Source organism: Pseudomonas sp. R4-35-07, from assembly GCF_003852235.1.
Lineage (GTDB): Bacteria > Pseudomonadota > Gammaproteobacteria > Pseudomonadales > Pseudomonadaceae > Aquipseudomonas.
In genome coordinates, this window is sequence record NZ_CP027732.1 from 246,763 (window position 1) to 269,837 (window position 23,075).

22 protein-coding genes are annotated in these 23,075 nt (G+C 62.6%); 12 read left to right on the forward strand and 10 right to left on the reverse strand.

Translation table 11 applies throughout. From position 1 onward, the window contains the following. The first annotated feature begins 35 nt into the window (after window positions 1-35). From C4J89_RS01010 to C4J89_RS01025, 4 genes are all read left to right on the forward strand, one after another. On the forward strand, window positions 36-1,046 hold the full coding sequence (locus C4J89_RS01010; protein ID WP_124384594.1) for a sulfate ABC transporter substrate-binding protein: 1,011 nt from the start codon (window positions 36-38) through the stop codon (window positions 1,044-1,046). A gap of 196 nt (window positions 1,047-1,242) precedes the next feature. Beyond that, window positions 1,243-2,061, forward strand: a complete 819-nt coding sequence (gene cysT, locus C4J89_RS01015) for a sulfate ABC transporter permease subunit CysT (protein WP_124413510.1) — start codon at window positions 1,243-1,245, stop codon at window positions 2,059-2,061. 13 nt (window positions 2,062-2,074) lie between these two features. Beyond that, on the forward strand, window positions 2,075-2,947 hold the full coding sequence (cysW, locus tag C4J89_RS01020; RefSeq protein WP_122686303.1) for a sulfate ABC transporter permease subunit CysW: 873 nt from the start codon (window positions 2,075-2,077) through the stop codon (window positions 2,945-2,947). Window positions 2,948-2,950: 3 nt separating this feature from the next. After that, on the forward strand, window positions 2,951-3,931 hold the full coding sequence (locus C4J89_RS01025; RefSeq protein WP_124360744.1) for a sulfate/molybdate ABC transporter ATP-binding protein: 981 nt from the start codon (window positions 2,951-2,953) through the stop codon (window positions 3,929-3,931). Window positions 3,932-4,073: 142 nt separating this feature from the next. On the opposite strand, the gene C4J89_RS01030 is transcribed toward C4J89_RS01025, so the two are convergent. The 3 genes from C4J89_RS01030 to C4J89_RS01040 all read right to left on the reverse strand — a co-directional run bounded on the left by C4J89_RS01030 (window position 4,074) and on the right by C4J89_RS01040 (window position 5,613). Continuing rightward, window positions 4,074-4,598 carry a DUF962 domain-containing protein gene (locus C4J89_RS01030; RefSeq protein ID WP_124413511.1) on the reverse strand — a complete coding sequence of 175 codons (525 nt, stop codon included), beginning with the start codon at window positions 4,596-4,598 and terminating at the stop codon, window positions 4,074-4,076. 102 nt (window positions 4,599-4,700) lie between these two features. Beyond that, a complete protein-coding gene (gene uraH / locus C4J89_RS01035; protein ID WP_124360746.1) occupies window positions 4,701-5,111 on the reverse strand; it encodes a hydroxyisourate hydrolase in 411 nt (136 codons plus the stop codon). Between the two features lie 28 nt (window positions 5,112-5,139). Continuing rightward, window positions 5,140-5,613: a heme-binding protein gene (locus C4J89_RS01040; protein WP_124360747.1), complete on the reverse strand. Its 474-nt coding sequence runs from the start codon at window positions 5,611-5,613 to the stop codon at window positions 5,140-5,142. A 100-nt stretch (window positions 5,614-5,713) separates the two neighbouring features. Between C4J89_RS01040 and C4J89_RS01045 the strand changes: the two genes are divergently transcribed. Further along, window positions 5,714-6,079, forward strand: a complete 366-nt coding sequence (locus tag C4J89_RS01045) for a response regulator transcription factor (RefSeq protein WP_124413512.1) — start codon at window positions 5,714-5,716, stop codon at window positions 6,077-6,079. A 117-nt stretch (window positions 6,080-6,196) separates the two neighbouring features. Here the strand turns inward: C4J89_RS01045 and C4J89_RS01050 are convergent, their stop codons facing one another. After that, window positions 6,197-7,201, reverse strand: coding sequence for an AraC family transcriptional regulator (locus C4J89_RS01050; RefSeq protein ID WP_124365386.1), 1,005 nt, complete (start codon window positions 7,199-7,201; stop codon window positions 6,197-6,199). Window positions 7,202-7,302: 101 nt separating this feature from the next. Between C4J89_RS01050 and C4J89_RS01055 the strand changes: the two genes are divergently transcribed. Further along, window positions 7,303-8,373: a fatty acid desaturase gene (locus tag C4J89_RS01055; RefSeq protein WP_124413513.1), complete on the forward strand. Its 1,071-nt coding sequence runs from the start codon at window positions 7,303-7,305 to the stop codon at window positions 8,371-8,373. On the opposite strand, the gene C4J89_RS01060 is transcribed toward C4J89_RS01055, so the two are convergent. Continuing rightward, on the reverse strand, window positions 8,360-9,175 hold the full coding sequence (locus C4J89_RS01060) for an ABC transporter ATP-binding protein (protein WP_124360751.1): 816 nt from the start codon (window positions 9,173-9,175) through the stop codon (window positions 8,360-8,362). The genes C4J89_RS01055 and C4J89_RS01060 overlap by 14 nt on opposite strands. Next, on the reverse strand, window positions 9,172-10,746 hold the full coding sequence (locus C4J89_RS01065) for an ABC transporter permease (protein ID WP_124413514.1): 1,575 nt from the start codon (window positions 10,744-10,746) through the stop codon (window positions 9,172-9,174). The genes C4J89_RS01060 and C4J89_RS01065 overlap by 4 nt, the downstream gene beginning before the upstream one ends. A 277-nt stretch (window positions 10,747-11,023) precedes the next feature. Between C4J89_RS01065 and C4J89_RS01070 the strand changes: the two genes are divergently transcribed. After that, entirely contained in the window at window positions 11,024-12,025 is a 1,002-nt protein-coding gene (locus C4J89_RS01070) for an ABC transporter substrate-binding protein (protein ID WP_124413515.1), read from the forward strand. A gap of 105 nt (window positions 12,026-12,130) precedes the next feature. Here the strand turns inward: C4J89_RS01070 and C4J89_RS01075 are convergent, their stop codons facing one another. Then, entirely contained in the window at window positions 12,131-13,051 is a 921-nt protein-coding gene (locus C4J89_RS01075) for a LysR family transcriptional regulator (RefSeq protein ID WP_124360754.1), read from the reverse strand. A 181-nt stretch (window positions 13,052-13,232) separates the two neighbouring features. On the opposite strand from C4J89_RS01075, the gene C4J89_RS01080 reads away from it, so the two are divergent. Then, entirely contained in the window at window positions 13,233-14,138 is a 906-nt protein-coding gene (locus tag C4J89_RS01080) for a TauD/TfdA family dioxygenase (RefSeq protein WP_124365392.1), read from the forward strand. A gap of 135 nt (window positions 14,139-14,273) precedes the next feature. Here the strand turns inward: C4J89_RS01080 and C4J89_RS01090 are convergent, their stop codons facing one another. Both C4J89_RS01090 and C4J89_RS01095 read right to left on the reverse strand, forming a co-directional pair. Continuing rightward, window positions 14,274-15,881 (reverse strand): alkaline phosphatase family protein, encoded by a 1,608-nt coding sequence (locus C4J89_RS01090; protein WP_124413517.1) that lies wholly within the window; start codon window positions 15,879-15,881, stop codon window positions 14,274-14,276. Window positions 15,882-16,002: 121 nt separating this feature from the next. Next, window positions 16,003-16,947, reverse strand: coding sequence for a LysR family transcriptional regulator (locus tag C4J89_RS01095; protein WP_124413518.1), 945 nt, complete (start codon window positions 16,945-16,947; stop codon window positions 16,003-16,005). Window positions 16,948-17,102: 155 nt separating this feature from the next. Between C4J89_RS01095 and C4J89_RS01100 the strand changes: the two genes are divergently transcribed. Beyond that, a complete protein-coding gene (locus C4J89_RS01100; RefSeq protein ID WP_124413519.1) occupies window positions 17,103-19,442 on the forward strand; it encodes a TonB-dependent receptor in 2,340 nt (779 codons plus the stop codon). Here the strand turns inward: C4J89_RS01100 and C4J89_RS01105 are convergent. After that, the gene (locus C4J89_RS01105) at window positions 19,413-20,612 is read right to left on the reverse strand and encodes a CynX/NimT family MFS transporter (RefSeq protein ID WP_124413520.1); all 1,200 of its coding nucleotides are present in this window, start codon (window positions 20,610-20,612) and stop codon (window positions 19,413-19,415) included. The two genes, C4J89_RS01100 and C4J89_RS01105, sit on opposite strands and share 30 nt — an antisense overlap. Window positions 20,613-20,968: 356 nt before the next feature. On the opposite strand from C4J89_RS01105, the gene C4J89_RS01110 reads away from it, so the two are divergent. Genes C4J89_RS01110 through C4J89_RS01120 form a run of 3 tightly spaced genes read left to right on the forward strand, consistent with a single transcriptional unit; the run spans window position 20,969 to window position 22,926 of the window. Next, window positions 20,969-21,775 (forward strand): energy transducer TonB, encoded by an 807-nt coding sequence (locus C4J89_RS01110; RefSeq protein ID WP_124413521.1) that lies wholly within the window; start codon window positions 20,969-20,971, stop codon window positions 21,773-21,775. A gap of 25 nt (window positions 21,776-21,800) precedes the next feature. Further along, window positions 21,801-22,523 carry a MotA/TolQ/ExbB proton channel family protein gene (locus C4J89_RS01115; protein WP_124365087.1) on the forward strand — a complete coding sequence of 241 codons (723 nt, stop codon included), beginning with the start codon at window positions 21,801-21,803 and terminating at the stop codon, window positions 22,521-22,523. A 1-nt stretch (window position 22,524) separates the two neighbouring features. Further along, window positions 22,525-22,926: a biopolymer transporter ExbD gene (locus C4J89_RS01120; protein WP_124360761.1), complete on the forward strand. Its 402-nt coding sequence runs from the start codon at window positions 22,525-22,527 to the stop codon at window positions 22,924-22,926. The last annotated feature ends 149 nt before the right edge of the window (window positions 22,927-23,075 follow it).

Here is a 23,075-nt window from a genome sequence, read left to right on the forward strand (position 1 = left end):
AGGGTTGCGCCAACATAAGAATTTCAGGAGCTTCTATGTCGTCGATTCGCCGTTACGCCCTGGCCGCATTGGCCAGTGCCGTGTTTGCCGGTTCCGCCGTTGCCAAGGACTACGAGTTGCTCAACGTCTCGTACGACCCGACCCGTGAGCTGTACCAGGACTACAACGCTGAGTTCACCAGCTTCTGGAAACAGTCCCACCCGGGCGACAACGTCAAGATCCAGCAATCCCACGGTGGTTCGGGCAAGCAGGGCCGCGCTGTGATCGACGGCCTGCGCGCCGACGTGGTGACCCTGGCCCTGGCCGGCGACATCGACGAAATCGCCAAACTGGGCAAGACCCTGCCGGAAAACTGGCAGACCCGCCTGCCGGATGCCAGCACCCCGTACACCTCGACCATCGTGTTCCTGGTACGCAAGGGCAACCCCAAAGGCATCAAGGACTGGGGCGACCTGATCAAGAAAGACGTTTCGGTGATCACACCTAACCCGAAAACCTCCGGCGGTGCGCGCTGGAACTTCCTCGCGGCCTGGGCCTACGGCCTGAAGACCGGCGGCAGCGAAGCCAAGGCTCAGGAATACGTCAAGGAGCTGTTCAAGCATGTGCCGATCCTCGACACCGGCGCACGCGGTTCCACCATCACTTTCGTCAACAACGGCCAGGGCGACGTGCTGCTGGCCTGGGAAAACGAGGCGTTCCTGGCGCTGAAAGAAGACGGCGGCGCCGACAAGTTCGACATCGTCGTGCCGTCCCTGTCGATCCTCGCCGAGCCGCCAGTGGCAGTGGTCGACAAGAACGCCGAGAAAAAGGGCAATACCGAGATCGCCACCGAATACCTCAAGCACCTGTACAGCCCGGCTGGCCAGGAGATTGCGGCGAAGAACTTCTACCGCCCACGCGATGAGAAAGTCGCCGCCAAATACGCCCAACAGTTCCCGAAACTGGACTTGGTGACCATCGACAAAGACTTCGGCGGCTGGAAAACTGCCCAACCGAAATTCTTCAACGACGGTGGCGTGTTCGATCAGATCTACACGGCGCAGTAAGCCAAAGTACCTGTAGGAGCGAGCTTTCTGTGGCGAGGGAGCTTGCTCCCGCTGGAGTGCGAAGCGCTCCCAGTACCGGTCCCCACGGTTCATCGGGTCACCTGGTCCTGGGGCTGCTGCGCAGCCCAGCGGGAGCAAGCTCCCTCGCCACAACAGCTGGCTTCTACAGTGGTTTCCACCCTTACCAAGGACTCTTATGTCGCGTCGTATCTCCCCCGTCATACCCGGCTTCGGGCTGACGCTGGGCTACACCGTCGTGTACCTCAGCCTGATCGTGCTCATCCCGCTGTCGGCGATGTTTGTACACGCCGCTCAACTCACCTGGGATCAGTTCTGGAACATCATCTCCGCACCCCGCGTGCTGGCGGCGTTGAAACTGAGCTTCAGCACTGCGTTGTACGCCGCGCTGATCAACGGCGTGATCGGCACCCTGCTGGCCTGGGTGCTGGTGCGCTACACCTTCCCCGGGCGCAAGATCATCGATGCGATGATCGACCTGCCGTTCGCCCTGCCTACCGCTGTGGCCGGTATCGCGTTGACCGCGCTGTATGCGCCTAACGGCCTGGTTGGCCAGTTCGCCGCCGACCTGGGCTTCAAGATCGCCTACACCCCGCTGGGCATCACCCTGGCGCTGACCTTCGTTACCTTGCCCTTCGTGGTGCGCACCGTACAGCCGGTACTCGCCGATATCCCCCGGGAAGTCGAAGAGGCCGCCGCCTGCCTGGGCGCCAAGCCGCTGCAAGTGTTCCGTCACATCCTCGTACCGGCGCTGTTGCCGGCCTGGCTGACCGGTTTTGCGTTGGCCTTCGCCCGTGGCGTCGGCGAGTACGGTTCGGTGATTTTCATCGCCGGCAACATGCCGATGAAAACCGAGATTCTGCCGCTGCTGATCATGGTCAAGCTTGACCAGTACGACTACCGCGGCGCCACCTCGATCGGTGTGCTGATGCTGGTGGTTTCCTTTGTCTTGCTGCTGCTGATCAACTTGTTGCAGCGGCGCATCGAACGTCCATAAGGAGGCGCGGAACATGTCCCAATCGTCTATTTCCGCCGCGTCCTCGGCCAACGCCGCCCGGCGCGGCAGCGCCACCTCGCGACGCATCCTGATCGGCCTCGGCTGGCTGGTGTTCGCGCTGTTTTTGCTGCTGCCGCTGTTGATCGTGGTGTCCCAGGGCTTGAAGAATGGCCTCGGCGCGTTCTTCACTGCGATCCTAGAACCGGACGCGCTGTCGGCGCTGAAACTCACGGTAATCGCCGTGGTGATTTCGGTGCCACTCAACCTGGTGTTTGGTGTCAGCGCCGCGTGGTGCGTGAGCAAGTATTCTTTCCGTGGCAAAAGCATATTGGTAACGCTGATCGACCTGCCGTTCTCGGTCTCGCCCGTGATCGCAGGCCTGGTGTACGTGCTGATGTTCGGCGCCCAGGGCTTTTTCGGGCCGTGGTTGCAGGACCATGACATCCAGATCGTGTTCGCCTTGCCCGGTATCGTGCTGGCGACCATCTTCGTCACCGTGCCGTTCGTGGCCCGCGAGCTGATCCCGTTGATGCAGGAGCAGGGCACCCAGGAAGAAGAAGCCGCGCGCCTGCTCGGTGCCAACGGCTGGCAGATGTTCTGGCATGTCACCGTGCCGAACATCAAGTGGGGCCTGATCTACGGCGTGGTGCTGTGTACCGCGCGGGCCATGGGTGAGTTCGGCGCGGTGTCGGTGGTGTCCGGCCATATTCGTGGCGTAACCAACACGCTGCCGCTGCACGTCGAGATTCTCTACAACGAATACAACCACGTCGCCGCCTTCGCGGTGGCCAGCCTGTTGCTGATCCTGGCGCTCTTCATCCTGCTGCTCAAGCAGTGGAGCGAGAACCGAATCAACCGCCTGCGCAACAGCGCCGGTGAGGAATAAGTCATGTCGATCGAAGTCCGTAATGTCAGCAAGAACTTCAATGCCTTCAAGGCCCTGGACAGCATCAACCTGGATATCCAGAGTGGCGAGCTGGTGGCCTTGCTGGGCCCGTCCGGCTGCGGCAAGACCACCTTGCTGCGCATCATCGCAGGTCTCGAAACCCCGGATGACGGCAGCATCGTGTTCCACGGCGAGGACGTCTCCGGCCACGATGTGCGTGATCGCAACGTGGGCTTTGTGTTCCAGCACTATGCGCTGTTCCGCCATATGACCGTGTTCGACAACGTCGCCTTCGGCCTGCGCATGAAGCCGAAAAACCAGCGCCCAAGCGAAAGCCAGATCGCGACCAAGGTTCACGACCTGCTGAACATGGTGCAGCTCGATTGGCTGTCGGATCGCTATCCGGAACAACTCTCCGGCGGCCAGCGCCAACGTATCGCCTTGGCCCGCGCCCTGGCGGTAGAGCCTAAAGTGCTGCTGCTGGACGAACCCTTCGGCGCCCTCGATGCCAAGGTGCGCAAGGAGCTGCGCCGCTGGCTGGCGCGCTTGCACGAGGATATCAACTTGACCTCGGTGTTCGTGACCCATGACCAGGAAGAGGCCATGGAAGTTGCCGACCGTATCGTGGTGATGAACAAGGGCGTGATCGAGCAGATCGGCTCACCGGGCGAGGTGTATGAAAACCCGGCCAGCGATTTTGTGTACCACTTCCTGGGTGACTCGAACCGCCTGCACCTGGGCGAGGATAAACACCTGCTGTTCCGCCCCCATGAGGTGTCGCTGTCGCGGCATGAGCTGGAGGATCACCATGCGGCTGAGGTGCGCGATATTCGGCCGCTGGGCGCGACCACGCGGGTGACGTTGAAAGTCGAAGGCCAACCCGAGCTGATCGAAGCCGAAGTGGTAAAAGATCACGACAGCCTCACCGGCCTGGCCCGTGGCGAGACCCTGTTCTTCAAACCCAAGGTCTGGCAAAAAGCCTAAGCTCACCGCAAAACCAAATCTGAAACTGGGACCAAATGTGGGAGGGGGCTTGCCCCCGATAGCAATGGATCAGTCAAAACATTTGTGACTGAGACACCGCCATCGGGGGCAAGCCCCCTCCCACATTAAACTTCACCCGGCTTTAGACCGTGGCGTTTTTCCCGCGCACCGCCACCGGCCCCGAGCGCGCTTCAATCTGTTGTTTCAGGTCCTGCCGCAAACCCACCAGAAACGCCAACTCCGCCACCACAAACAACGGCCCCACGATCAGCCCCGACACGTCGTTCACAAACGCTGGCTTGCGGCCTTCGTAGTAATGCCCGACAAACTGGATCACCCAGCCCAGTACAAACAGGCCCACGCCGCTGCCCAGCCACACCGTCGTGCTCTGCGCCGCCAGTACGTGCCCGGCCCACACCGACAAACCCATCAGCACCGTCATCAACCCACCCAGCGCCAGCTCCAGGCGCAGGTAGAACCACGCCGAAAACAGCGCCAGCAACACCGCCGGCGATAGCCACAGCCCGCCCACCGGCCATTCGGGGCGTGACAGCAGCACGGCGACCGCCACCACGATCAACGGAATGCCGATGAAATGACTGGTGATATTGCGCGGGTCGCGGTGGTAGGCGGCGTATTGACTGAGATGGTCGACGAGGCTTTTCATTGTTATTCCTCTTGTAGGATGTTTGATCATGCCCTGTCAGTCGGCTGCCAGCGGCTGCTGATGATGATCGCGCAAGGCCAGGGTGAAGTCGAGCAGGCGCGCCTATGAACCGCGATAGGTGGAGAAGCCATAAGGGCTGAGCAACAGCGGGATGTGGTAGTGCTGGTCAGCCTGCTTGACCTGGAAAATCACCGGCACTTCGGGGAAGAAGGTTTCGCGGTTGGCTTTCTTGTAATAGTCGCCGGTCTTGAACACCACGCGGTACTCGCCCGGCTTCATTTTGCGATCAGCCGGGAACAGTTCGGCGATGCGCCCTTGCTGGTTGGTCACGCCTTGGGACAGCGCCTGCCATTGGTCGCCCACGTGTTCTTCCAGGGTGACGTTGACGCCGGCGCTCGGCAGGCCATTTTCCAGGTTGAGCACATGCACGCTCAGCGGGTTGCCGTCGGCCAGGGCCAGATTGCACAGGCCGCTCAGGCTGAGGGCGGCGAGGGTCATGCTTAGGGTTTTCATCGAGAAGTCCTTGTTGGCAGGAGTGGAATCAAGGGGTGATTTTCAAGCCCAGTTGCTCGGCCGCCTGTACGGCGCAGGCTTCATCCTGCGGCGCGCCGCCGGCACCGGCGATGCCCAGCGCGCCGACCAGTTCGGCCTCGGCAAACAGCGGCACGCCACCGCCGAGCAACAGCAATTCGGGCAAGCTGTTAAGGTTGGCGGCCTCGGGGTTGTTGCGCGCACGCTCGGCGAACAGCCGGGTTGGGGTTTTGGTCGACAACGCCGTGTACGCCTTGCGCTGGCTGGCGAGGCTGTTGTGCGGGCCAACGCCGTCGGCGCGCAGGCTCAGCAGCAGGTTGCCGCCACGGTCGAGCACGGTCAGCGCGGCGGTGCAGTGAGCCAGGCTGGCATCGGCCAATTGGCGTGCGGTGTGTAAATCAAGCGTGGCGTGGCGTGGCAGTTGTGGCGTCGCCTGGGCGGCAGTCGCCACGGCGAGGCTCAGGCATAAAGCAGTGCGATACATGGTGAACGCTCCAGAAGGCAGGCCGTCACGGTAGCCAGTGGAGGTGGACAAAAGCCGCACAATTTGATGACAGGTTTGTAATCAAACCCAGAGGTAAGGCATGCACGTGTTGTTAGTGGAAGACCAGCCGCAACTGGCGCAACGGATGGCCCAGGCCTTGAGCGAGGCCGGTTTTACCGTGGAAGTCGCGGCCAACGGCATGGCCGCGCAACGGTTTGTGGAAAGCACCGTGTACGACCTGGTGATCCTCGATGTGATGCTACCGGGTCTGAATGCCTGGAAGTTGCAGCAGGCGATTCGCCAACGCGGCGAAACGCCCGTGCTGTTTCTGACCACGCCCGATGGCATCGAAGATCGTTTGCGTGGGTTGGAATTGCATGAAGACGACTACTTGCTCAAGCCGTTTGACGCCAAGGCATTGGTGGCGCGGGTGAGGAAGGTGTTGCGGCGTGACCGAGGGCGGTGATGGCCTCCACCACCGCTATCGGGGGCAAGCCCCCTCCCACAGTTGATTTGTGAATACAGTTCAAATGTGGGAGGGGGCTTGCCCCCGATGAGGTCCTCAAAGCCACCACACATCCCCCTACCGCAACCCATCCCTGAACTGCCCCGGCGTCATCCCCGTCCAGCGCTTGAACGCCCGATTGAAACTGCTGGTATCGGCAAACCCTAGCAAATGGCTGATCTCGGCCAATGAACACTGCGGATCGCGCAGGTGCAACAGCGCCAGGTTCTGCCGACACTCATTGAGCAGCGCATCAAACCGGCAGCCTTCATCTGCCAGGTGCCGCTGCAGGCTGCGCAGGCTCAAATGCAGCGCCTGGGCGATCCGCTCCGCGCTGGGTTCGCCGTCGGGCAGTTGCGCCTCGATGGCGGCGCGCACCTTGCGTTCCCAGGTCAGCGGTTGCAGTTGGGCCAGGGTGCGCTTGAGCACGGTTTCATTGTGTTCGGCCAACTCTGGGTTGGCGTCGTCTAGGTGGCTGTCGAAGTCGCGGGCGGCGAACTCCAGGCGGTCTTCCTCGGCGCCGAAGAACACCGGTGAGCGAAACACCGTGTGCCAGGGCGCAGGGTCGGCCGGTTCCGGGCGCCGCAGGTACACCGCCAGCGGTGCGTAGTCACGCCCCAGGCGATTGCGGCAGGTGCGCACATAGATCGCCGCGAACGCATCGATGGCTTCCAGCGCCGGCGCCGGGCTGCCTTCGGGTTGCAGCAGGCGGAAACGGTAGCCGTCACCGTGACGGCTCAGCTCCAGGCTCAGGGCATCACTGACCACCTGGTGATAGCGCACGATACGCTCGAACACCTCGCGCAGGCTGCCGCTGGCCACCAGCGCATACCCCAACGCATGAAAGGTGGTGGGGCTGACAAACCTCGACACCCGCAAGCCAATCGCCGGATCGCCACTGGCCTGCACCGCCAGTTCCCACAGGCGCGTGGTGGCCGACAACGGGTAGCGCGCATTCGGGTCGTCCATCAACAGCGGGTCGAGCCCGGCCTCGCGGCAGAGCGCGGCGCTGTCCAGGCCCAGGGCGTCGAGTTGCTTGCGCAGGGCGCGGGTCCAACTGGCGAGGGAGGTGGGTTCGGTCATGGCGATTGGCGCTTGCGGTCAACAGGTTGGCGTGCGGAGCTAGCGCCCTGCGCCAGGGTTGGGTGCAGGATGCAGGCATCACTCCACTAGAGAATGGAAGCATGGACGGTACTTGTGCAAGTCCCCAGCAGATGAACGCCCAACAGCGTTCGGCGCATATCCGTGAGGTGGTGCTGGCCGAGGGCGTGCGATTGCGCCAGCGCCACCCCTGGCTGCTGCATCAGGACGCCCTGGGCGCGGGCATCCTGGCGTTTGCGCTGGTCGGCATGCTGGGTTCGGCGGCGCTGTATATCAGCGGCCAGATGGCCTGGTGGGTGTGCCTGCTGCTCAACGCCTTCTTCGCCTCACTCACCCATGAGCTGGAACATGACCTGATCCACAGCATGTACTTTCGCAAGCAGCGCGTGCCGCACAACCTGATGATGGGCCTGGTCTGGCTGGCGCGGCCGAGCACCATCAACCCATGGATTCGCCGGCACCTGCACCTCAATCATCACAAGGTTTCCGGCACCGAGGCCGATATGGAAGAGCGCGCGATCACCAACGGCGAGCCCTGGGGCATCGCGCGCTTGCTGATGGTCGGCGATAACATGATGTCGGCATTCATCCGTCTGCTGCGCGCCAAGACCTGGCGGCACCGGTTCAGCATCCTCAAGCGCGTGGTGCTGGTGTACGCACCGCTGGCGCTGCTGCATTGGGGCGCGTGGTACGTGTTCCTGGGTTTTCATGCCGCCAATGGCATCGCCAGCCTGATGGGCGCGCCCATCGAGTGGTCAGCCGGGACGCTGCAGATGATGCAGGTGATCGACATCGCCGCCGTGGTGATCATCGGCCCCAACGTGCTGCGCACCTTCTGCCTGCACTTTGTCAGCTCCAACATGCATTACTACGGCGATGTGGAGCTGGGCAATGTGATCCAGCAGACCCAGGTGCTCAACCCCTGGTGGATGTGGCCGTTGCAGGCGTTCTGTTTCAATTTCGGCAGTACCCACGGCATCCACCATTTTGTGGTGAAGGAGCCGTTCTATATTCGCCAGATGACCGCCAAGGTGGCGCACAAGGTCATGGCCGAGATGGGTGTGCGCTTCAATGACTTGGGCACCTTTGCGCGGGCTAATCGGCTTGAGCGCCAGGAGCAGCCGCGCAGCGAACTGTCGTTCAGCAAGCGATGAACGCCAACGGCAGGTCGCGGATCTGCTCGCGCGCCGGCGGCTGGTAGTGATCGTCGCTGGTCAATTCATGCAGCAGCTCTTCGCGCAACTGGTGGAATTCAAAGCTGCTGCGCTGGCGTGGATGGGGCAGGGCAATCTCGACCACCTGCTTGATCCGTCCCGGTCGGGGCTCCATCACCACCACCCGGTCGGCCAGGAAAATCGCTTCCTCCACGTCGTGCGTCACCAGCACCGTAGTGATGCTGGCGCGGGCGCGGATCGCCAGCAGTTCGTCCTGCATCTGCTGGCGGGTCAGCGCATCCAGTGCGCCGAACGGCTCGTCCAGCAGCAGAATCCGTGGGCTGGCAACCAAGCCGCGAGCGATCGCCACCCGTTGCGCCATGCCGCCGGACAACTGGTGAGGATAGGCGCGGGTGAAGTCAGTCAGGCCCACCAGTTCGATAAAGTCGCTGATGCGCCGGCTGCGCTCGGCCTCGCTCAAGGGCTCGTTGACCAGGCCCAGGCCGATGTTCTGCGCCACCGTCAGCCACGGAAACAAGCGGTGTTCCTGGAACACAATGCCGCGTTCGCCACCGATGCCGTTCACCGGCTTACCGTCCACCTGAATCTCGCCGCGAAACTGCGTATCCAGCCCCACCAGCAAGCGCAGCAGCGTGGATTTTCCGCAGCCGCTGGAGCCGACAATCGCAACGAATTCGCCCTCGGCGATCTGCAGGTTGAACTCACGGATGGCCTCCAATTCGAAGCCCTCCACATCGAAAGACTTGCCCACATGGTTGAAGCTGACAATCGGTGCGTTCATGCGTGTCTCCAGCGGGTGGCGCAGGTTTCAAGGCGTTGGCCGACAAGGTTGAGGGTGGCGCCGGTAAGGCCGACCAGCAGCATGCCGCTCATGATCAAGTCCATGCGCAGCAGCTGTTGGGCGCCGATCATCAGGCTGCCGATACCGCCGTTGGACGGCATGAAGTATTCCGCGCCGATGGTGCCCAGCCAGGCGTAGATCAGGCTCAGGCGCAGGCCGGCGAAAATTCCCGCTGCCGCGCCGGGCAAGATCAGGCGGAGCAGCCGTTGGGGCAGGTCCAGGCGCAGCACTTGGGCGGCTTCGCTCAGTTGCGGTGACAGGTTCAACACGCTGCGCTGGGTGGCGACAAACAAGGGGAAAAACGCCGCCAGGCCGATAAACACCCACTTGGCCAATTCCCCCAGGCCAAACCAGGCCGTGAGCAGTGGCACCCAGGCGAAGATAGCGATCTGGCGCAACGCGGCGAGGGTAGGGCCGAGTACCCGTTCACTGCGCGGTGACAAGCCCAGCCACAAGCCCACGGCAAACCCCAGGCTGCCGCCCAGCACCAAGCCGCCCAAGGTGCGCCCCAGGCTTTTGCCCAGCGCCCCCGACAGCGTGCCATCCGCGACACCCGAGGCGGTGGTGTGCAGCACCGTCCAGGGGCTCACCAGGATATTCGCATCGACCCAGCCCTGTTGCGTCGCCACCTGCCACAGCGCCAGCAACCCCAGCGGCAGCAGCCACGGCTGCAGGCGTTGCCAGCCGTGGTAACGCGGGCCGCGACGGATCTGCGCCGTGGCCGGATGCGGCCAGTGCACCCAGCGCCGATCCAGCCAGCCGATGCCACGGTCCATCGCCACGCCCAGCACGCCGATGACCACGATGCACACAAAGACAATATCGAGCATGAATAACTGGCGCGCCCACACCATCAGGTAGCCGATGCCTTCGCTGGAGGCGAGCAATTCCACCGCCAGCAGCGACGTCCAACCGGCCGCCAGGGCCAGGCGCACGCCAGCCATGAACGCCGGCAGGGCGGCGGGCAGGATCAGCCGGCGGATCAGCAGAGGGGTGGGCAGGCGCAGCACCCGCGCAGCCTCACGCAACTGCGGTTGGGCGTCGCGCACGCCGACCAGGGTATGCAGGGTGACTGGCACCACGATGGCCTTGACCAGCACCACCAGTTTCAGCGTCTCGCCAATGCCGAAAAACACCATGAACAGTGGGATCCACGCCAGGGTCGGCACCTGCGACAGCGCGCTGAATGTCGGAAATACCAGGCGCTCGGCACGCGCGCTGAAGCCCAGCCAGGCGCCGAGCAAGGCCCCGGCGCTGATGCCCGCCAGCAAGCCCCAGCACAAGCGTTGCAGGCTGATCGCCAAATGGCTCCACAACTCGCCGCCCGCCAGTTCCACCGCGCTGCTCCACACCAGTGACGGCGGCGGCAGGATCTGTTCGCTCATCCACTGCTGACGGCTGGCCAGCCACCACAGGGCAAACAGCGACAGCGGCAGCAGCCAGTGGCTGAACGACGGCCAGCGCAGGTTGGGCGTTGTAAGAGGCTGGCTCAACCGTGCGCTCCGGGCCATTGAGGACTTCCCTTTCGTTATGTGATTTCGATCTTATAAAAACGTAATCAAGATGATTGTGGGATAAGAGAAGTCATTTAAAGCCTGCGCTCGACACGCATCCAATGCATTCGAAGAATATTTTCAATGCTGTTTATGCATAGGTCGCTGGAGCCTGCGGTTTGGCTCGCATAGTGCTAAAAGCTATAAAATAGTGAATTTATAGTATTTAAAGTTTTTATCGGCCTGTGCCTACTTTCAGCTCCCCGGCGACCGTCGCCCACCAGGAGCTGCGCTTATGAAATTGCCCTTCAAACGTCTGATTACGCTGTTCGCGGGCACCGCACTGGCGGGGCTGGTGCATGCCGCCGAACTCAAGGAAATCCGCATTGCCGTGCCCGACCTCAGCGCTGGCACCCAACACAGCGGTGGCGGCATCACCGATGTGTTGCGCGAACAGCAGATCTTCGAAAAGGCCTTCGCCGACCAAGGCATCACGATTCAGTGGAATTACTTCAAGGGCGCGGGCCCGGTGATCAACGAAGCCTTTGCCAACGGCCAGGTGGACCTCGCCTACCTGGGCGACCTGGCGGCCATTATCGGCCGCTCCAATGGCCTGCAGACCCGCTTGCTCAGTGCGACGGCACGGGACATCAAGCAGTACCTCGGCGTGGTGCCGGGCTCGGGCATCAAGACCCTGCAAGACCTCAAGGGCAAGCGCGTCGCGGTGTTTCGCGGCACGGCCAGCCAGTTGTCGTTCGACAGCGCATTGGCCAGCCAGGGCTTGAATGAGAAAGACCTGAAAATCATCAACCTGGATTTCAACGCGGCCGGTGCGGCGCTGGCCGCCAAGCAGATCGACGCGACCTGGGGCGGCTCGAACCTGACCGCGCTGCAAGCCAAGGGGCTGGCCGAAATCGCCCTGACCACCAAGGACCTCGGCGGTGCCGGCAGCATTCAGGCGGTGCTGGTGGGCAGCAAACAGTTTGTCGATGAGCATCCCGACGCCGTGGCCAAGCTGCTCAAGGCCCAGCAGCAGGCGGTGCAATGGTTGACCGATGACAACAACAAGCAGGCTTACATCGAACTGGTGTCGGGGCTGGCCAGTTATCCGCCGGTGATCCTGACCAATGATTTGAAAGACCAGCAGCTCAGCGCGATTTTCCCGGCAACGCTTGATCCGGTGTTCCTTGGCAAATTGCAGGATGCGGTGGATCTGGCGTCCAGGGAAAAGCTGATTCGCCGGTCGTTTCAGGTGAGTGACTGGGTGGCGCCTGGGTTGGTGGCGGCGGGGCTTTGAGCTGAGTGGTGCCTGGGCAATAGCTATCGGGGGCAAGCCCCCTCCCACAGTTGATCTGTGAATACATTCAAAATGTGGGAGGGGGCTTGCCCCCGATGAGGCCCTTCAAACCGCCACACTCACCTCCTGCCGATCAACTTCCACCAACGTCTCGATCATCGCCTTGGCCGCCGGCGACAAGCGCGACCCGGTACGGCTGACAATCCCGCACCGCGCACTCAGGGTCTCCAGGTTCTGCGGCAGGTTGCGCCAGTGCAGCAGCACCAGCGCACCTCGGGCGATATCCTCGGCGAACGCTTCTTCGGTGCCCACGCCGATGGCATTGGACTGCAGCACAATCTTTACCAGCGCCGGGAAGTGTTCGGTCTGGATGCTCGGTGAAAAGTCCATGCGCCCGCTCAGGTTTGCCAGCAGTTTGCGAATGCCCTGGGAGATCAGCGGCGCGGCCAGCGGGTAGTCGAACATGTCGTTGGTCGACAGGCTGTCCTTGGCCAGCAGCGGGTGCCCCGGGCGGCAGAAAAACACGCCGCGCTTGGGGGTCAGCGCACGGGTCTGGAAGTTCGGGTCGGCTTCGAACTGGCGGATGTCGGCAATGAAGAATTCGATCTCTTCACGGCTCAATGCACGGCTGAGCTTTTCCCAGTTATCCACTTGGAAACTGGTGCGGATTTTCGGGTGCGCGCCGATAAAACGCGCCACCGCATCCGGCACCAACTTCACCGCCGGCGCCGGGCCGCAGCCGAAGCGCAGGTCGCCGGCATCGAGCTTGGTCATGCGCGTGACTTCACTGCTCAGCAAGGCGGCGCCATGCACCAGGGTCAGGGCGTGTTGCAATACCACCTGGCCTTCCGGTGTCGGGCGCAGGTCCTTGTGGCCACGGTCCACCAGCACGCAGCCAAACTCCTGTTCCAGCCCCTGGATACTGCGGCTGAACGCCGGTTGCGTGATGCCCATGGCGTCCGCCGCACGCACAAAACTGCGGTGTTCGTTGAGGGCGATGAAGTAGCGCAGCTGACGAAGATCCATATGCATTCCCGGCATTTGAAAAATAGGTCGAAGGCATTTGCGAGCGACGCAGCTGAGGTTTTAAATGCAAGCTCTTATTCCGTCAACGAAGCATTGGTTCAATTGCTAGATCTAAAAAGCATATGAATAGAGCGTTGTCGGCGAGCGTTCCACCATCCGCAGGCACATGAGGGTCACTACAATGAGCAACGCCGCATTAGCTGTTCAACCCATCGCCCAGGCACTGGAGATTCATCCGGTTGCCGGCCGCATCGGTGCCGAGATTCGTGGCATCACACTGTCCGGTCACCTCGATGCCGCCACGGTCGAAGCCATCCAGCAAGCGCTGGTGCAGTACAAGGTGATCTTCTTTCGCGAGCAAACGCACCTCGATGACCAGAGCCAGGAAGCCTTCGCCCATCTGCTCGGCGAGCCGATTGCGCACCCGACTGTGCCGGTACGCGACGGCACGCGCTTTCTGATGGAGCTGGACGGCACCCGCGGCCAGCGCGCCAATTCCTGGCACACCGACGTGACCTTCGTCGACGCCTACCCGAAAGCCTCGATCCTGCGTTCAGTGCTGGCGCCAGCCTCCGGCGGCGACACCGTCTGGGCCAACACGGCGGCCGCCTACAACGACCTCAGCGTCGAACTGCGCGCCCTGGCGGATAACCTGTGGGCCATCCACAGCAACGAATACGACTACGCCGCGCGCAAGCCGGATGTGGCGGTGGAGAAGCTTGAGGAGTACCGCAAGGTGTTCACCTCGACGGTGTATGAAACCGAGCACCCGGTGGTGCGCGTGCATCCGGTCAGTGGTGAGAAAACCCTGTTGTTGGGGCATTTTGTCAAACGCCTGAAAGGCTACTCCCAGGCCGACTCGACGCAACTGTTCAACCTGCTGCAAAGCCACGTCACCCGCCTGGAAAACACCGTGCGCTGGCGCTGGAACAGCGGCGACGTGGCCATCTGGGATAACCGCGCCACCCAGCATTACGCGGTGGATGACTACGGCACCCAGGAACGCATCGTGCGCCGGGTGACGCTCAAGGGCGATGTGCCGGTGGGTGTGCAGGGCCAACGCAGCCAGACCACCAAAGGCCTTTAAATTCACAGAGATGATCGTTCCCACGCTCCGCGTGGGAATGCCTCCTGGGACGCTCCGCGTCCCGCTACCGCGCACAGGTGACGCAGAGCGTCACGGGCTGCATTCCCACGCAGAGCGTGGGAACGATCATAGGCCTTACCAGACGCCGATCTGCACGACCTTCTCCGCCTCCGGCTCCCCGTAGCGAAACCATTGGCCACGCACTTCAATCTCCGTGTGGCTGATGGTGGTGCGCCGCTTCAGCCCGCGCAGCCACTCGAACAGATAACCCGCGTGTGTCTCGCGCACCTGCGCATAGGCCGGATCGGCGCCCAGGTCGTGCACTTCCTGCGGGTCGTTTTCCAGGTCGAACAGCTGCGCGCGAAAGCCGTCGTACGCCAGGTATTTCCAGCGCTCGCTGCGCACCATGGTCATGCGGCAACGGTCGATCGGCTGGCCCAAGCGCTCGCGGGCCGGAGCCTGGAAGGCGTAGTCGTATTCGGCAATTGCATACTGGCGCCAAGGGGTCGGCTGACCATGCAGCAGCGGGATCAGCGAGCGGCCTTCCAGGCGGTGATCGGCGGCGGGCAGGCCCAGCGCATCGAGGAAGGTCGGCAGGGCATCGATGGTCTCCACCAGGCGCGCGTCCACCGAGCCGCGGCTGCTATCGGCACTGGCGCGCGGGTCGCGCACGATCAGGGGAATGCCCACGGCAGGCTCCAGCAGAAATTCCTTTTCACCGAGGAAGTGGTCGCCGAGGAAGTCGCCGTGGTCGCTGGTGAACACGATCAGCGTGTCATCCCAGCGCCCGTTGCTTTGCAGGAAATCGAACAGTCGCCCGAGCTGGTCGTCGATCTGTTTGATCAGCCCCATGTAGGTCGGAACCACCGTGAGCCGCACCTCGTCGCGAGAGAAATTCACGCTCTCCTGGTGCTGGCGGAACGCCTGGTACACCGGGTGATCGCTGGTCTGCTCCGGTTGAATCGGCGCCTGCACATGCTCGGCGGCGTACAACGCGTGGTACGGCGCCGGTGCGATATAGGGCCAGTGCGGCTTGATGTAGGACAGGTGCAGGCACCAGGGTTGCTCGGCCTGCTCCTGGATGAAGTCGATGGCGCGGTCGGTGGTGTAGACGGTTTCCGAATGCTGCTCGGCGACCCGTGCCGGCAAACCGGCGTTGCGCATATGCCAGCCGCTGAGCACTTCGCCGTTTTCACCTTGTGCGGCATTGGCCCATTCATGCCACGGGTTGCTGCCGCTGTAGCCCTGCTCGCGCAGGTAATGCGTGTAGGGCGCGGACTCGCGTTTATCCTCGAACAGCGGGCTGTCGGGGTAGATGCCGTCGTGACGAAAGTAGGCGTCGAAGCCCACTTCATTCAGCGGCTCGGCCTGGGCGCTTTCAGGGTCAATGTTCACGCGTTGCAGCGCATCCAGATTCGGCGTGGCGTGGGTCTTGCCCACCAGCGCAGTACGGATGCCGTGGGGGCGCAGATAGTCGCCAATGGTCAACTCGTCCAGCGGCAGCGGCACGGCATTCCACGCCACCTGGTGGCTGCTGACATAACGCCCGGTGTACGCCGACATTCGCGACGGCCCACAAATGGTGCCTTGGGTGTAGGCACGGCTGAAACGCACGCCGGCAGCGGCGAGGCGGTCGATATTGGGGGTGTGCAAATGCGCGTGGCCATAGCACGACAGGTAATCGCGGCGCAGTTGGTCGCACATGATGTACAGCACATTGCGCACGGGTTGGGGTTTGGACATGAGGCTTCACCGAACGGAGGACAGGTGACGGTTTTCGCCGTTCGGATGGGCGCTGGCAAGTGCATTTGGGGTCTGGGTTTCATGCAGTGAATGCATGGAGCTTGCCCCCGACGGCGTCGGTTCACACAGCGACATTTTCCAGCGTACAAATATCTTCATCCAACTCATCTATCTGCTTGATCTGCTCAATCATCGCCTCCGCCAGCGGTGACAACCGATACCCCGCGCGGCTGACGATGCCGTAGCGGGTGTAACTCTCCTCCAGGTTTTCATCCAGGCCGTCGATCGTCAGGCACACCAATTCGCCGCGAGCCATCTGCAGCACGTCGCTGTTGGCGCTGACGATGCCGATGGCGTCCGAGCGCAGCACCACCCCCAGTAGGCTGTAGCCGTTTTCGCATTCGACATTGGGCAGGTAATCCGGTCGGCCGCTGAGGTCGACGATGACTTTGCGCAGGTTCGGTGGGCGGATGGTCACGGCCAGCGGATAGCTCATCAGTTCGGCGGCGCTGACGCTGTCGCGGGCGGCGAGGGGGTGGCCGACGCGGCAGCAGAAGTACCAACGGCGCGGGCGCAGGCGATGGGTGTGATAGTCGGGGTTGGCTTCGAAATGTCGAGTGTCGGCGACGAAGAATTCGAACTCTTCGCTGAGCAGGCGTTTGCTCAGGCTTTCCCAGTCGTCCACCTGGAACTGCACGCGGGCCTTGGGATAGCGCCCGATAAAACTGCCGATGGCGCGGGGAATCAAGCCGCCCGCCGGGGCCGGGCCGCAACCGAAGCGCAGTTCGCCCGCCTCGAGGCCATTGAATTGGCTGATTTCGTTAGCCAGTTGCTGCGCGCCGCTGACCAGGCGCCGGGCATGTTCGAGCAGCACCTGGCCTTGTTTGGTCGGCGCCAGGTCTTTGCGCCCGCGGTCCACCAACTGGCAGCCGGCGCTGTGTTCCAGGGCCTGGATGCTGCGGCTGAAGGCCGATTGCGACAGGTTCACCGTCAACGCCGCCGCGACAAAACTGCGTTGTTCGGCGAGCGCGATGAAGTGGCGAAGTTGGCGCAGGTCGATATGCATTTTTCACATCAAAAATATCCGGGAAATGCATTGGCTATGCATTAGGTCGACTCCTTATAAAGGCTATCTCTTATGCAGTAAATGTTCGTAAAAACATAAATAAATAACCTAAAGGAATATCAGAGATTGAATATTCCTGGGTTCCGGAGCCGCTCATGAGTCTGTTCACGCCCGCTGTACCTTGCTCTCCCTGGACGCTCAAGCGCCTGCCCCTGGCCCTGTTGTTTGCGGGCAGTGCCGGTTGGTCGTCCAGCTACGCGGCCGAGCCTGCGCCTGCGGGCGAAAGCGCCAGTGGTCAACTGGAAACCGTCACGGTCACGGCCCGCCGGCGCACCGAAAGCGCCCAGGCGGTACCGACGCCCATGAGCGTGGTCGGCGGCCAGGCGCTGGAGAGCCAGCGGGTGTACCGGATTCAGGATTTGCAGCAACTGGTGCCCAGCGTCAACGTCGCCTATATGCATGCGCGCCAGTCCAGCGTGTCGATTCGCGGTCTGGGCAACAACCCGGCCAGTGACGGCCTGGAAGGCAGCGTGGGGTTGTATATCGATAACGTGTACCTCGGCCGTCCCGGCATGGCGGTGTTCGACCTCATGGACATCGAGCAGCTCGAGGTGCTGCGCGGCCCGCAAGGTACGTTGTTCGGCAAGAACACCACGGCGGGGGTGATCAATATCAGCACCCGCGCGCCGAGCTTCACCCCGGAGCGCAGCATTGAAACCTCGTTGGGCGAGGACGGTTATTTCCAGACCAAGGGCACGATTTCCGGGCCGCTGACCGATGACTTGGCAGGGCGTTTTTCAGCCTATCGCACGCGCAGCGACGGCGACATCAAGAACGAGCATGACGGGCACGACCTCAATGGCGGTTCACGCCAGGGCTTTCGCGGGCAACTGCTGTACAAGCCCAATGAGGCGTTCAACCTGCGCTGGATCGGTGACTACAACGAGGAGGATTCCAGCGCCGGTACCCGTGTGCTCTACAGCACCGGGCCGACCATCAACGGCACCAACCTCTACGAGTCCAGGGCCAACGCAGCGGGCGCCACGCTGGTCGACGGCACCCACCGCAAGGTCAATCTGGACAATGACCAGCACGTCACGGTGTTTCAGGGCGGAACGTCGCTGGAGGCCAACTGGACCTTGCCGAGCGATTTCACCCTGACGTCGGTCAGCGCCTACCGCTGGTGGAATTTCACCCCGCGCAATGATGACGGGCTTAACGTGCCGGCCTCGTATAACGCCGGCGTATCGGTGGAAGACAAACAGTGGTCCCAGGAATTTCGCCTGGCTTCACCCCAGGGCGGGTTCTTCGACTACGTGCTCGGCGCCTATTACTTCGGCTCAGACCTGGATAACCAAGCCTTCGCCTATTACGGCCCCAGGGCCGACATCTGGAACGGCACGCCGACCGGCGCGTTGAATAATGTCAGCAGCGTCGGCAACGGGCACATCCGCACCGACAGCTTTGCGCTGTTCGCCCAAGGCACCTGGCACCTGACTGAACGCCTGGATTTCACCGCTGGCCTGCGCGGCACCTACGAAGAAAAAAGTGCCTGGGTGACACGCAATGCCCCGCTCGGCGGCGTAGCGGTCAGCGGCGCGGCTGCCACGGCGCGGCGCGGGCGTGCCGGGGCGTATGATTCGGGTGACCTGACGCAATACAGCGCCACGCCGTCGGGCCTGCTCAACCTCAGCTATCACTTCAACGACAACCTGCTGGGCTACGCGACGCTGTCCCACGGCGAGAAGTCCGGTGGCGTCAACCTGGCGGTGGGCTCGGCACCGACGGCCGGGGCCGACTCGCTGCTGATCGGCACCGAGCGGGCCAACAATGCCGAGTTGGGTTTCAAGAGCACGTTGTGGGATCGACGCCTGCAGCTCAATGCCAACCTGTTCTGGACCCAGGTCAATGGCTACCAGACCAACGCTTACGATCAGGACAACCGGGTGCAATACCTCACCAACGCCGGCTCCGTGCGCTCGCGGGGCGTTGAAGTGGAAAGCACCCTGGTGCCGATCAAGGGCCTGACGCTGAATCTCAACGGCTCGTTCAACGACGTGAGTTACCTGTCTTACAAGGACGCGCCATGCCCGCCGGAAGTCAGCCTGCGCCCCGGTGCGCCGGCGTCCTGCGACTTGACCGGGCACCAGGTGGTGGGCGCGTCGAAATGGATTGCCAATGCCAACGGCGAGTACAAGTGGAACCTGGATAACGGCTTTGAACCCTACGTCACCGCCAGCTACGCATTTCGCTCCAAGGCGGTGGGCACGGTGGAAGACTCCGACTACGGGCAGATCCCCGCCTATGCGCTGGTCAACCTCTCCACTGGCCTGCGCGGCAACTACGAGCAAGGCCAGTGGGATGTGTCGTTGTGGCTGAAAAACGCCTTCGACAAAACCTACTACACCACCCTGTGGACCGGCGGCAACGGCGGTTACGAAGGCCTGCTGGGCACCCCGCGTACCCTAGGCGTGACCGGGCGCTACGACTTCTAGCCCGGTGCGATAGGTGGCCGGGCTGAACACCCGCGTCACCAGCAGCATCGCCACCGCCGTTACCGTGAGCACGACCCAGGCGCTGATGAAGTTGCCGGTGAGTTCGCGCAGCCAGCCGGTCAACCACGGCGAAATCGCGTTGATCAAAAAGCCCACGCCTTGTACGAAAGCTGCCAGTTGCCCGGCCTGGCGTGGGTCGCGGTGATGGTCGAGGGTCAGCAGCAGGCTCAGGGCGAAGCACGCACCCAGCCCAAACCCGCACAAGGCCACCCACAGGTGGGGGAATTCGGTGGGCGCGATGATCAGGCCGAGGTAGCCGAGGGTTTGCGCCAACAGGCTGATGGCGAGCAGCGGGCGACGGTCGATCCCACGTTGCGCCAGTACCGGCATCAACAGCGCGGCGATGACTTGGAAAATGGTCATGAACGCCAGCAACGAGCCGCTGGGCAGCACGCCCCAACCCAGTTGCTGATAGTAGGCGGGCAGCCAGGCCACCATGCTCATGTAGCCGCAATTAACCAGGCCGAAATACAGCGCCAGCAGCCAGGCGCGGCGGTTGCGCAGGCCTTTGAAGGCCGGGGCGACCTGTGTATTTCGGGCGGCGCCCAGCGGCAACCCTGCCCATAGCAACAACGCCCCCAACGCTGGCAACAGCCACACGCCCAGGCCCGCCTGCCATTGCTGGAAATACGTGGCTACCACCGGGCTGAGCAGCGCCGCCAGCCCTCCACCGGCCATCAGCGACGCCGAATACACACCCATCGCCACCGGCACGCGGTGCTGAAATTCGCGCTTGATCACCGCCGGCACCAACGCCTGGATCAGCGCTACGCCCGCGCCGCCGAGCAATGCCGTGACCAACAGCGCCGAGGCCTGGCCCATCAGCCAGCGCGCCAGGCACGCCAGCAGAATCATCACTAAACCCAGAGCAATACCGCGCCGTTCACCCAATCGCGCTTCGACCCTCACGCCCACCAGCGCCACCAACCCCATGCACACCACCGGCAAGCTGGTGAGCAAGGCACTGCTTTGAAAGCTCAGGCCGGTGGCTTGGCGAATTTCACCGAGCAGCGGGCTGATGGAGCTGAGGATGGGCCGCAGGTTCAGTCCCAGGACCACCAGGAGGCCCCAGCCTGCGAGCTTGCTCGCGATCGAATGGTTAAGCGTCATGCAGGCCTGCCGGAGTGCAAAAAGAGGCAGCGAGTATGCCAGCCGTTGTGCTGGGTCGACAGCCTGAGCACGCCCGTGGTGAGTTGCTTGCGTGTTGCGATGCAAATCCCGTTTGAACCATGCCTTCGCTGAATATTTTGTATGCCGTAAACGCATGCAAAAACAAGCGCTTCGCGCAAAGCCACGGAAGACGCGGGCTTGACGCAGCGGGCCCATTTTTATATTCGCTTTAGATATATCCATAACTGTAAAGATTACTTTAAGAGATAAGCGCTCACCCCCGATGATTCAGCCCTCGACGGCCTTTCAGGCAGGCCTGTCGGTTTTTTGGTCTTAAAGCCGTAGGGAGTGAATCAATGGGCAATGTCCAGACCGCCGCCAGTGCACAAGAGGCGCAATGGCGCCTGGCACCGAGTGGTGAGTTGGTCGACCTTGGCCGGCCGCACCGTGCGCCGTTGGGTCAGTTACGCCTGCAACAGACCCCCAAGCGGTTTTCCAGCCGACGCGAAGGCGTTCTGCTGGGCTTGTTGGTGCTGGTCTTGCACGGCGCCGTGATCTATTGGGTGAGCCAGAAGCCCACTCCGGTGCTGCCAGTGGTGCCACCGGAAATTCCGCCGATGACCATCGAGTTTTCCCGGCCGGCGCCACCCGTGGTCGAGCCGCCTCCGCCCGTGCCTCCGCCACCTGCGGTGGTCGAGCCGCCGCCGCCGGTGGTGGATGAGTTGGCCGCCAAGCCGGCGCCGCCCAAACCGATTCCTAAACCCAAGCCCAAGCCCGTGCCCAAACCTGAGCCCAAGCCGGTACCCAAGGCGATCGAACAGCCGCCCGCGCCGCCTGTACCCGCGCCGCCGGCACCTGTTGCACCGCCCGCGCCGGCCCCGGTAACGCCCGCTTCGGCCAACGCCGCGTACCTGAAGAACCCGGCGCCGGAATACCCGTCGCTGGCCCAGCGTCGCGGATGGGAGGGCACCGTGTTGTTGCGGGTGCACGTACTGGCCAGCGGCAAACCGGGTGAGATCCAGTTGCAGAAAAGCAGCGGTCGCCAGCAACTCGATGACGCCGCACTGGCCGCCGTGAAGCGTTGGAGCTTCGTGCCGGCCAAGCAGGGTGACGTGGCCCAGGACGGCTGGGTCAGCGTGCCGATCGATTTCAAGATCCATTAATTATTCAGCTGCACAGAGGGAACACATCATGGCTTTGGCATCTCCACTTGAATCCATTGAAAGCGCGGTGATCTGGCTGTTGGTGGTCTTTTCGGTCGCCACCTGGGGCTTGGCGTTGTTGAAGGGCGTGCAATTCGGGCGCCTCAAGGCCCAGGATCGCCGGTTTCATAAAAAATTCTGGGCTGCCTCAAGCCTGGACGCCGCCGCCGAATTGACCGAAACCCAACCGGGCGCGGCGGCCCGAGTAGCCCATGCCGGTTACGCCGCGATCCAGGTCGGCGATACCCAGCACGCGGCTGACCTGAGCCAGGCCATCAATCATCAAGACCGCCTTGAACGTGCCTTGCGCCAGCAGATCGTGCGTGAACGCCGTTCCCTGGAAACCGGTCTGGCCGTGGTCGCCAGCATCGGCAGCACCTCGCCGTTTATCGGCTTGTTCGGCACGGTGTGGGGCATCATGGAGGCGCTCAAGGGGATCAGCGCCGCCGGCTCGGCCAGCTTGGAAACCGTGGCGGGGCCCATCGGTGCAGCGTTGGTTGCGACGGGCGTGGGGATTGCCGTCGCGGTGCCAGCGGTGCTGGTCTACAACTATTTCCTGCGTCGCCTGAAGCTGACGGCTGCCGACCTGGACGACTTTGCCCATGACTTCTACAGCCTTGCGCAGAAAAACGCCTTCCGCGTGCTGTTGCACCCGGCGCTGACCAAGACCAGCGCCGCCCACCCGCAAAAAGTAAAGGAGGCCTCCTGACATGGCCTTCTCCACCCAAGACAGCGACGAGGTGCTGAGCGAGATCAACGTCACGCCGCTGGTGGACGTGATGCTGGTGCTGCTGGTGGTGTTCATCGTCACCGCGCCGCTGCTCACCAATGCGATTCCGATCAATTTGCCCAAGACCGAGGCCGTGGCCCCGGTCGAGCAGAAAGACCCGCTGGTGGTAAGCATCGACGGTGCCGGCAAGCTGTTTATCAACAAGGACGAAATCCAGCCGGACCTGCTGGAGTTCAAGCTGCAGGCGGCCAAGGCCAAGGACCCCGATGTGCGGGTGCAACTGCAGGCTGACGATGGTGTGAACTACGGCGAAGTGGCGCGAGCCATGGCGTCTATCGAGCGCGCGGGGATAACCAAGCTGTCGGTGATTACCGCACGTTAATCGCAACAAAGCCGCGACGATTTTTGGGCCGTTTCCTTGGCAGGGTGCGGCCTTTTTTTTGGATCGCCGATGAGATAAATGTGGGAGGGGGCTTGCCCCCGATAGCGGTGTATCAGTATCAGATGTACTGACTGACAGAATGCTATCGG

What these genes read in the sequence shown, in the direction of transcription:
- C4J89_RS01095 (WP_124413518.1), bottom strand. Translation starts at nt 16,947, where the DNA reads ATGCATATCGACCTGCGCCAACTTCGCCACTTCATCGCGCTCGCCGAA.
- C4J89_RS01040 (WP_124360747.1), bottom strand. Translation starts at nt 5,613, where the DNA reads ATGTATCGCACTGCTTTATGCCTGAGCCTCGCCGTGGCGACTGCCGCC.
- C4J89_RS01100 (WP_124413519.1), top strand. Translation starts at nt 17,103, where the DNA reads ATGAGTCTGTTCACGCCCGCTGTACCTTGCTCTCCCTGGACGCTCAAG.
- C4J89_RS01060 (WP_124360751.1), bottom strand. Translation starts at nt 9,175, where the DNA reads ATGAACGCACCGATTGTCAGCTTCAACCATGTGGGCAAGTCTTTCGAT.
- C4J89_RS01025 (WP_124360744.1), top strand. Translation starts at nt 2,951, where the DNA reads ATGTCGATCGAAGTCCGTAATGTCAGCAAGAACTTCAATGCCTTCAAG.
- C4J89_RS01010 (WP_124384594.1), top strand. Translation starts at nt 36, where the DNA reads ATGTCGTCGATTCGCCGTTACGCCCTGGCCGCATTGGCCAGTGCCGTG.
- C4J89_RS01050 (WP_124365386.1), bottom strand. Translation starts at nt 7,201, where the DNA reads ATGACCGAACCCACCTCCCTCGCCAGTTGGACCCGCGCCCTGCGCAAG.
- C4J89_RS01105 (WP_124413520.1), bottom strand. Translation starts at nt 20,612, where the DNA reads ATGACGCTTAACCATTCGATCGCGAGCAAGCTCGCAGGCTGGGGCCTC.
- C4J89_RS01030 (WP_124413511.1), bottom strand. Translation starts at nt 4,598, where the DNA reads ATGAAAAGCCTCGTCGACCATCTCAGTCAATACGCCGCCTACCACCGC.
- C4J89_RS01065 (WP_124413514.1), bottom strand. Translation starts at nt 10,746, where the DNA reads ATGGCCCGGAGCGCACGGTTGAGCCAGCCTCTTACAACGCCCAACCTG.
- C4J89_RS01120 (WP_124360761.1), top strand. Translation starts at nt 22,525, where the DNA reads ATGGCCTTCTCCACCCAAGACAGCGACGAGGTGCTGAGCGAGATCAAC.
- C4J89_RS01070 (WP_124413515.1), top strand. Translation starts at nt 11,024, where the DNA reads ATGAAATTGCCCTTCAAACGTCTGATTACGCTGTTCGCGGGCACCGCA.
- C4J89_RS01110 (WP_124413521.1), top strand. Translation starts at nt 20,969, where the DNA reads ATGGGCAATGTCCAGACCGCCGCCAGTGCACAAGAGGCGCAATGGCGC.
- C4J89_RS01075 (WP_124360754.1), bottom strand. Translation starts at nt 13,051, where the DNA reads ATGGATCTTCGTCAGCTGCGCTACTTCATCGCCCTCAACGAACACCGC.
- C4J89_RS01055 (WP_124413513.1), top strand. Translation starts at nt 7,303, where the DNA reads ATGGACGGTACTTGTGCAAGTCCCCAGCAGATGAACGCCCAACAGCGT.
- cysT (WP_124413510.1), top strand. Translation starts at nt 1,243, where the DNA reads ATGTCGCGTCGTATCTCCCCCGTCATACCCGGCTTCGGGCTGACGCTG.
- uraH (WP_124360746.1), bottom strand. Translation starts at nt 5,111, where the DNA reads ATGAAAACCCTAAGCATGACCCTCGCCGCCCTCAGCCTGAGCGGCCTG.
- C4J89_RS01045 (WP_124413512.1), top strand. Translation starts at nt 5,714, where the DNA reads ATGCACGTGTTGTTAGTGGAAGACCAGCCGCAACTGGCGCAACGGATG.
- C4J89_RS01080 (WP_124365392.1), top strand. Translation starts at nt 13,233, where the DNA reads ATGAGCAACGCCGCATTAGCTGTTCAACCCATCGCCCAGGCACTGGAG.
- C4J89_RS01090 (WP_124413517.1), bottom strand. Translation starts at nt 15,881, where the DNA reads ATGTCCAAACCCCAACCCGTGCGCAATGTGCTGTACATCATGTGCGAC.
- cysW (WP_122686303.1), top strand. Translation starts at nt 2,075, where the DNA reads ATGTCCCAATCGTCTATTTCCGCCGCGTCCTCGGCCAACGCCGCCCGG.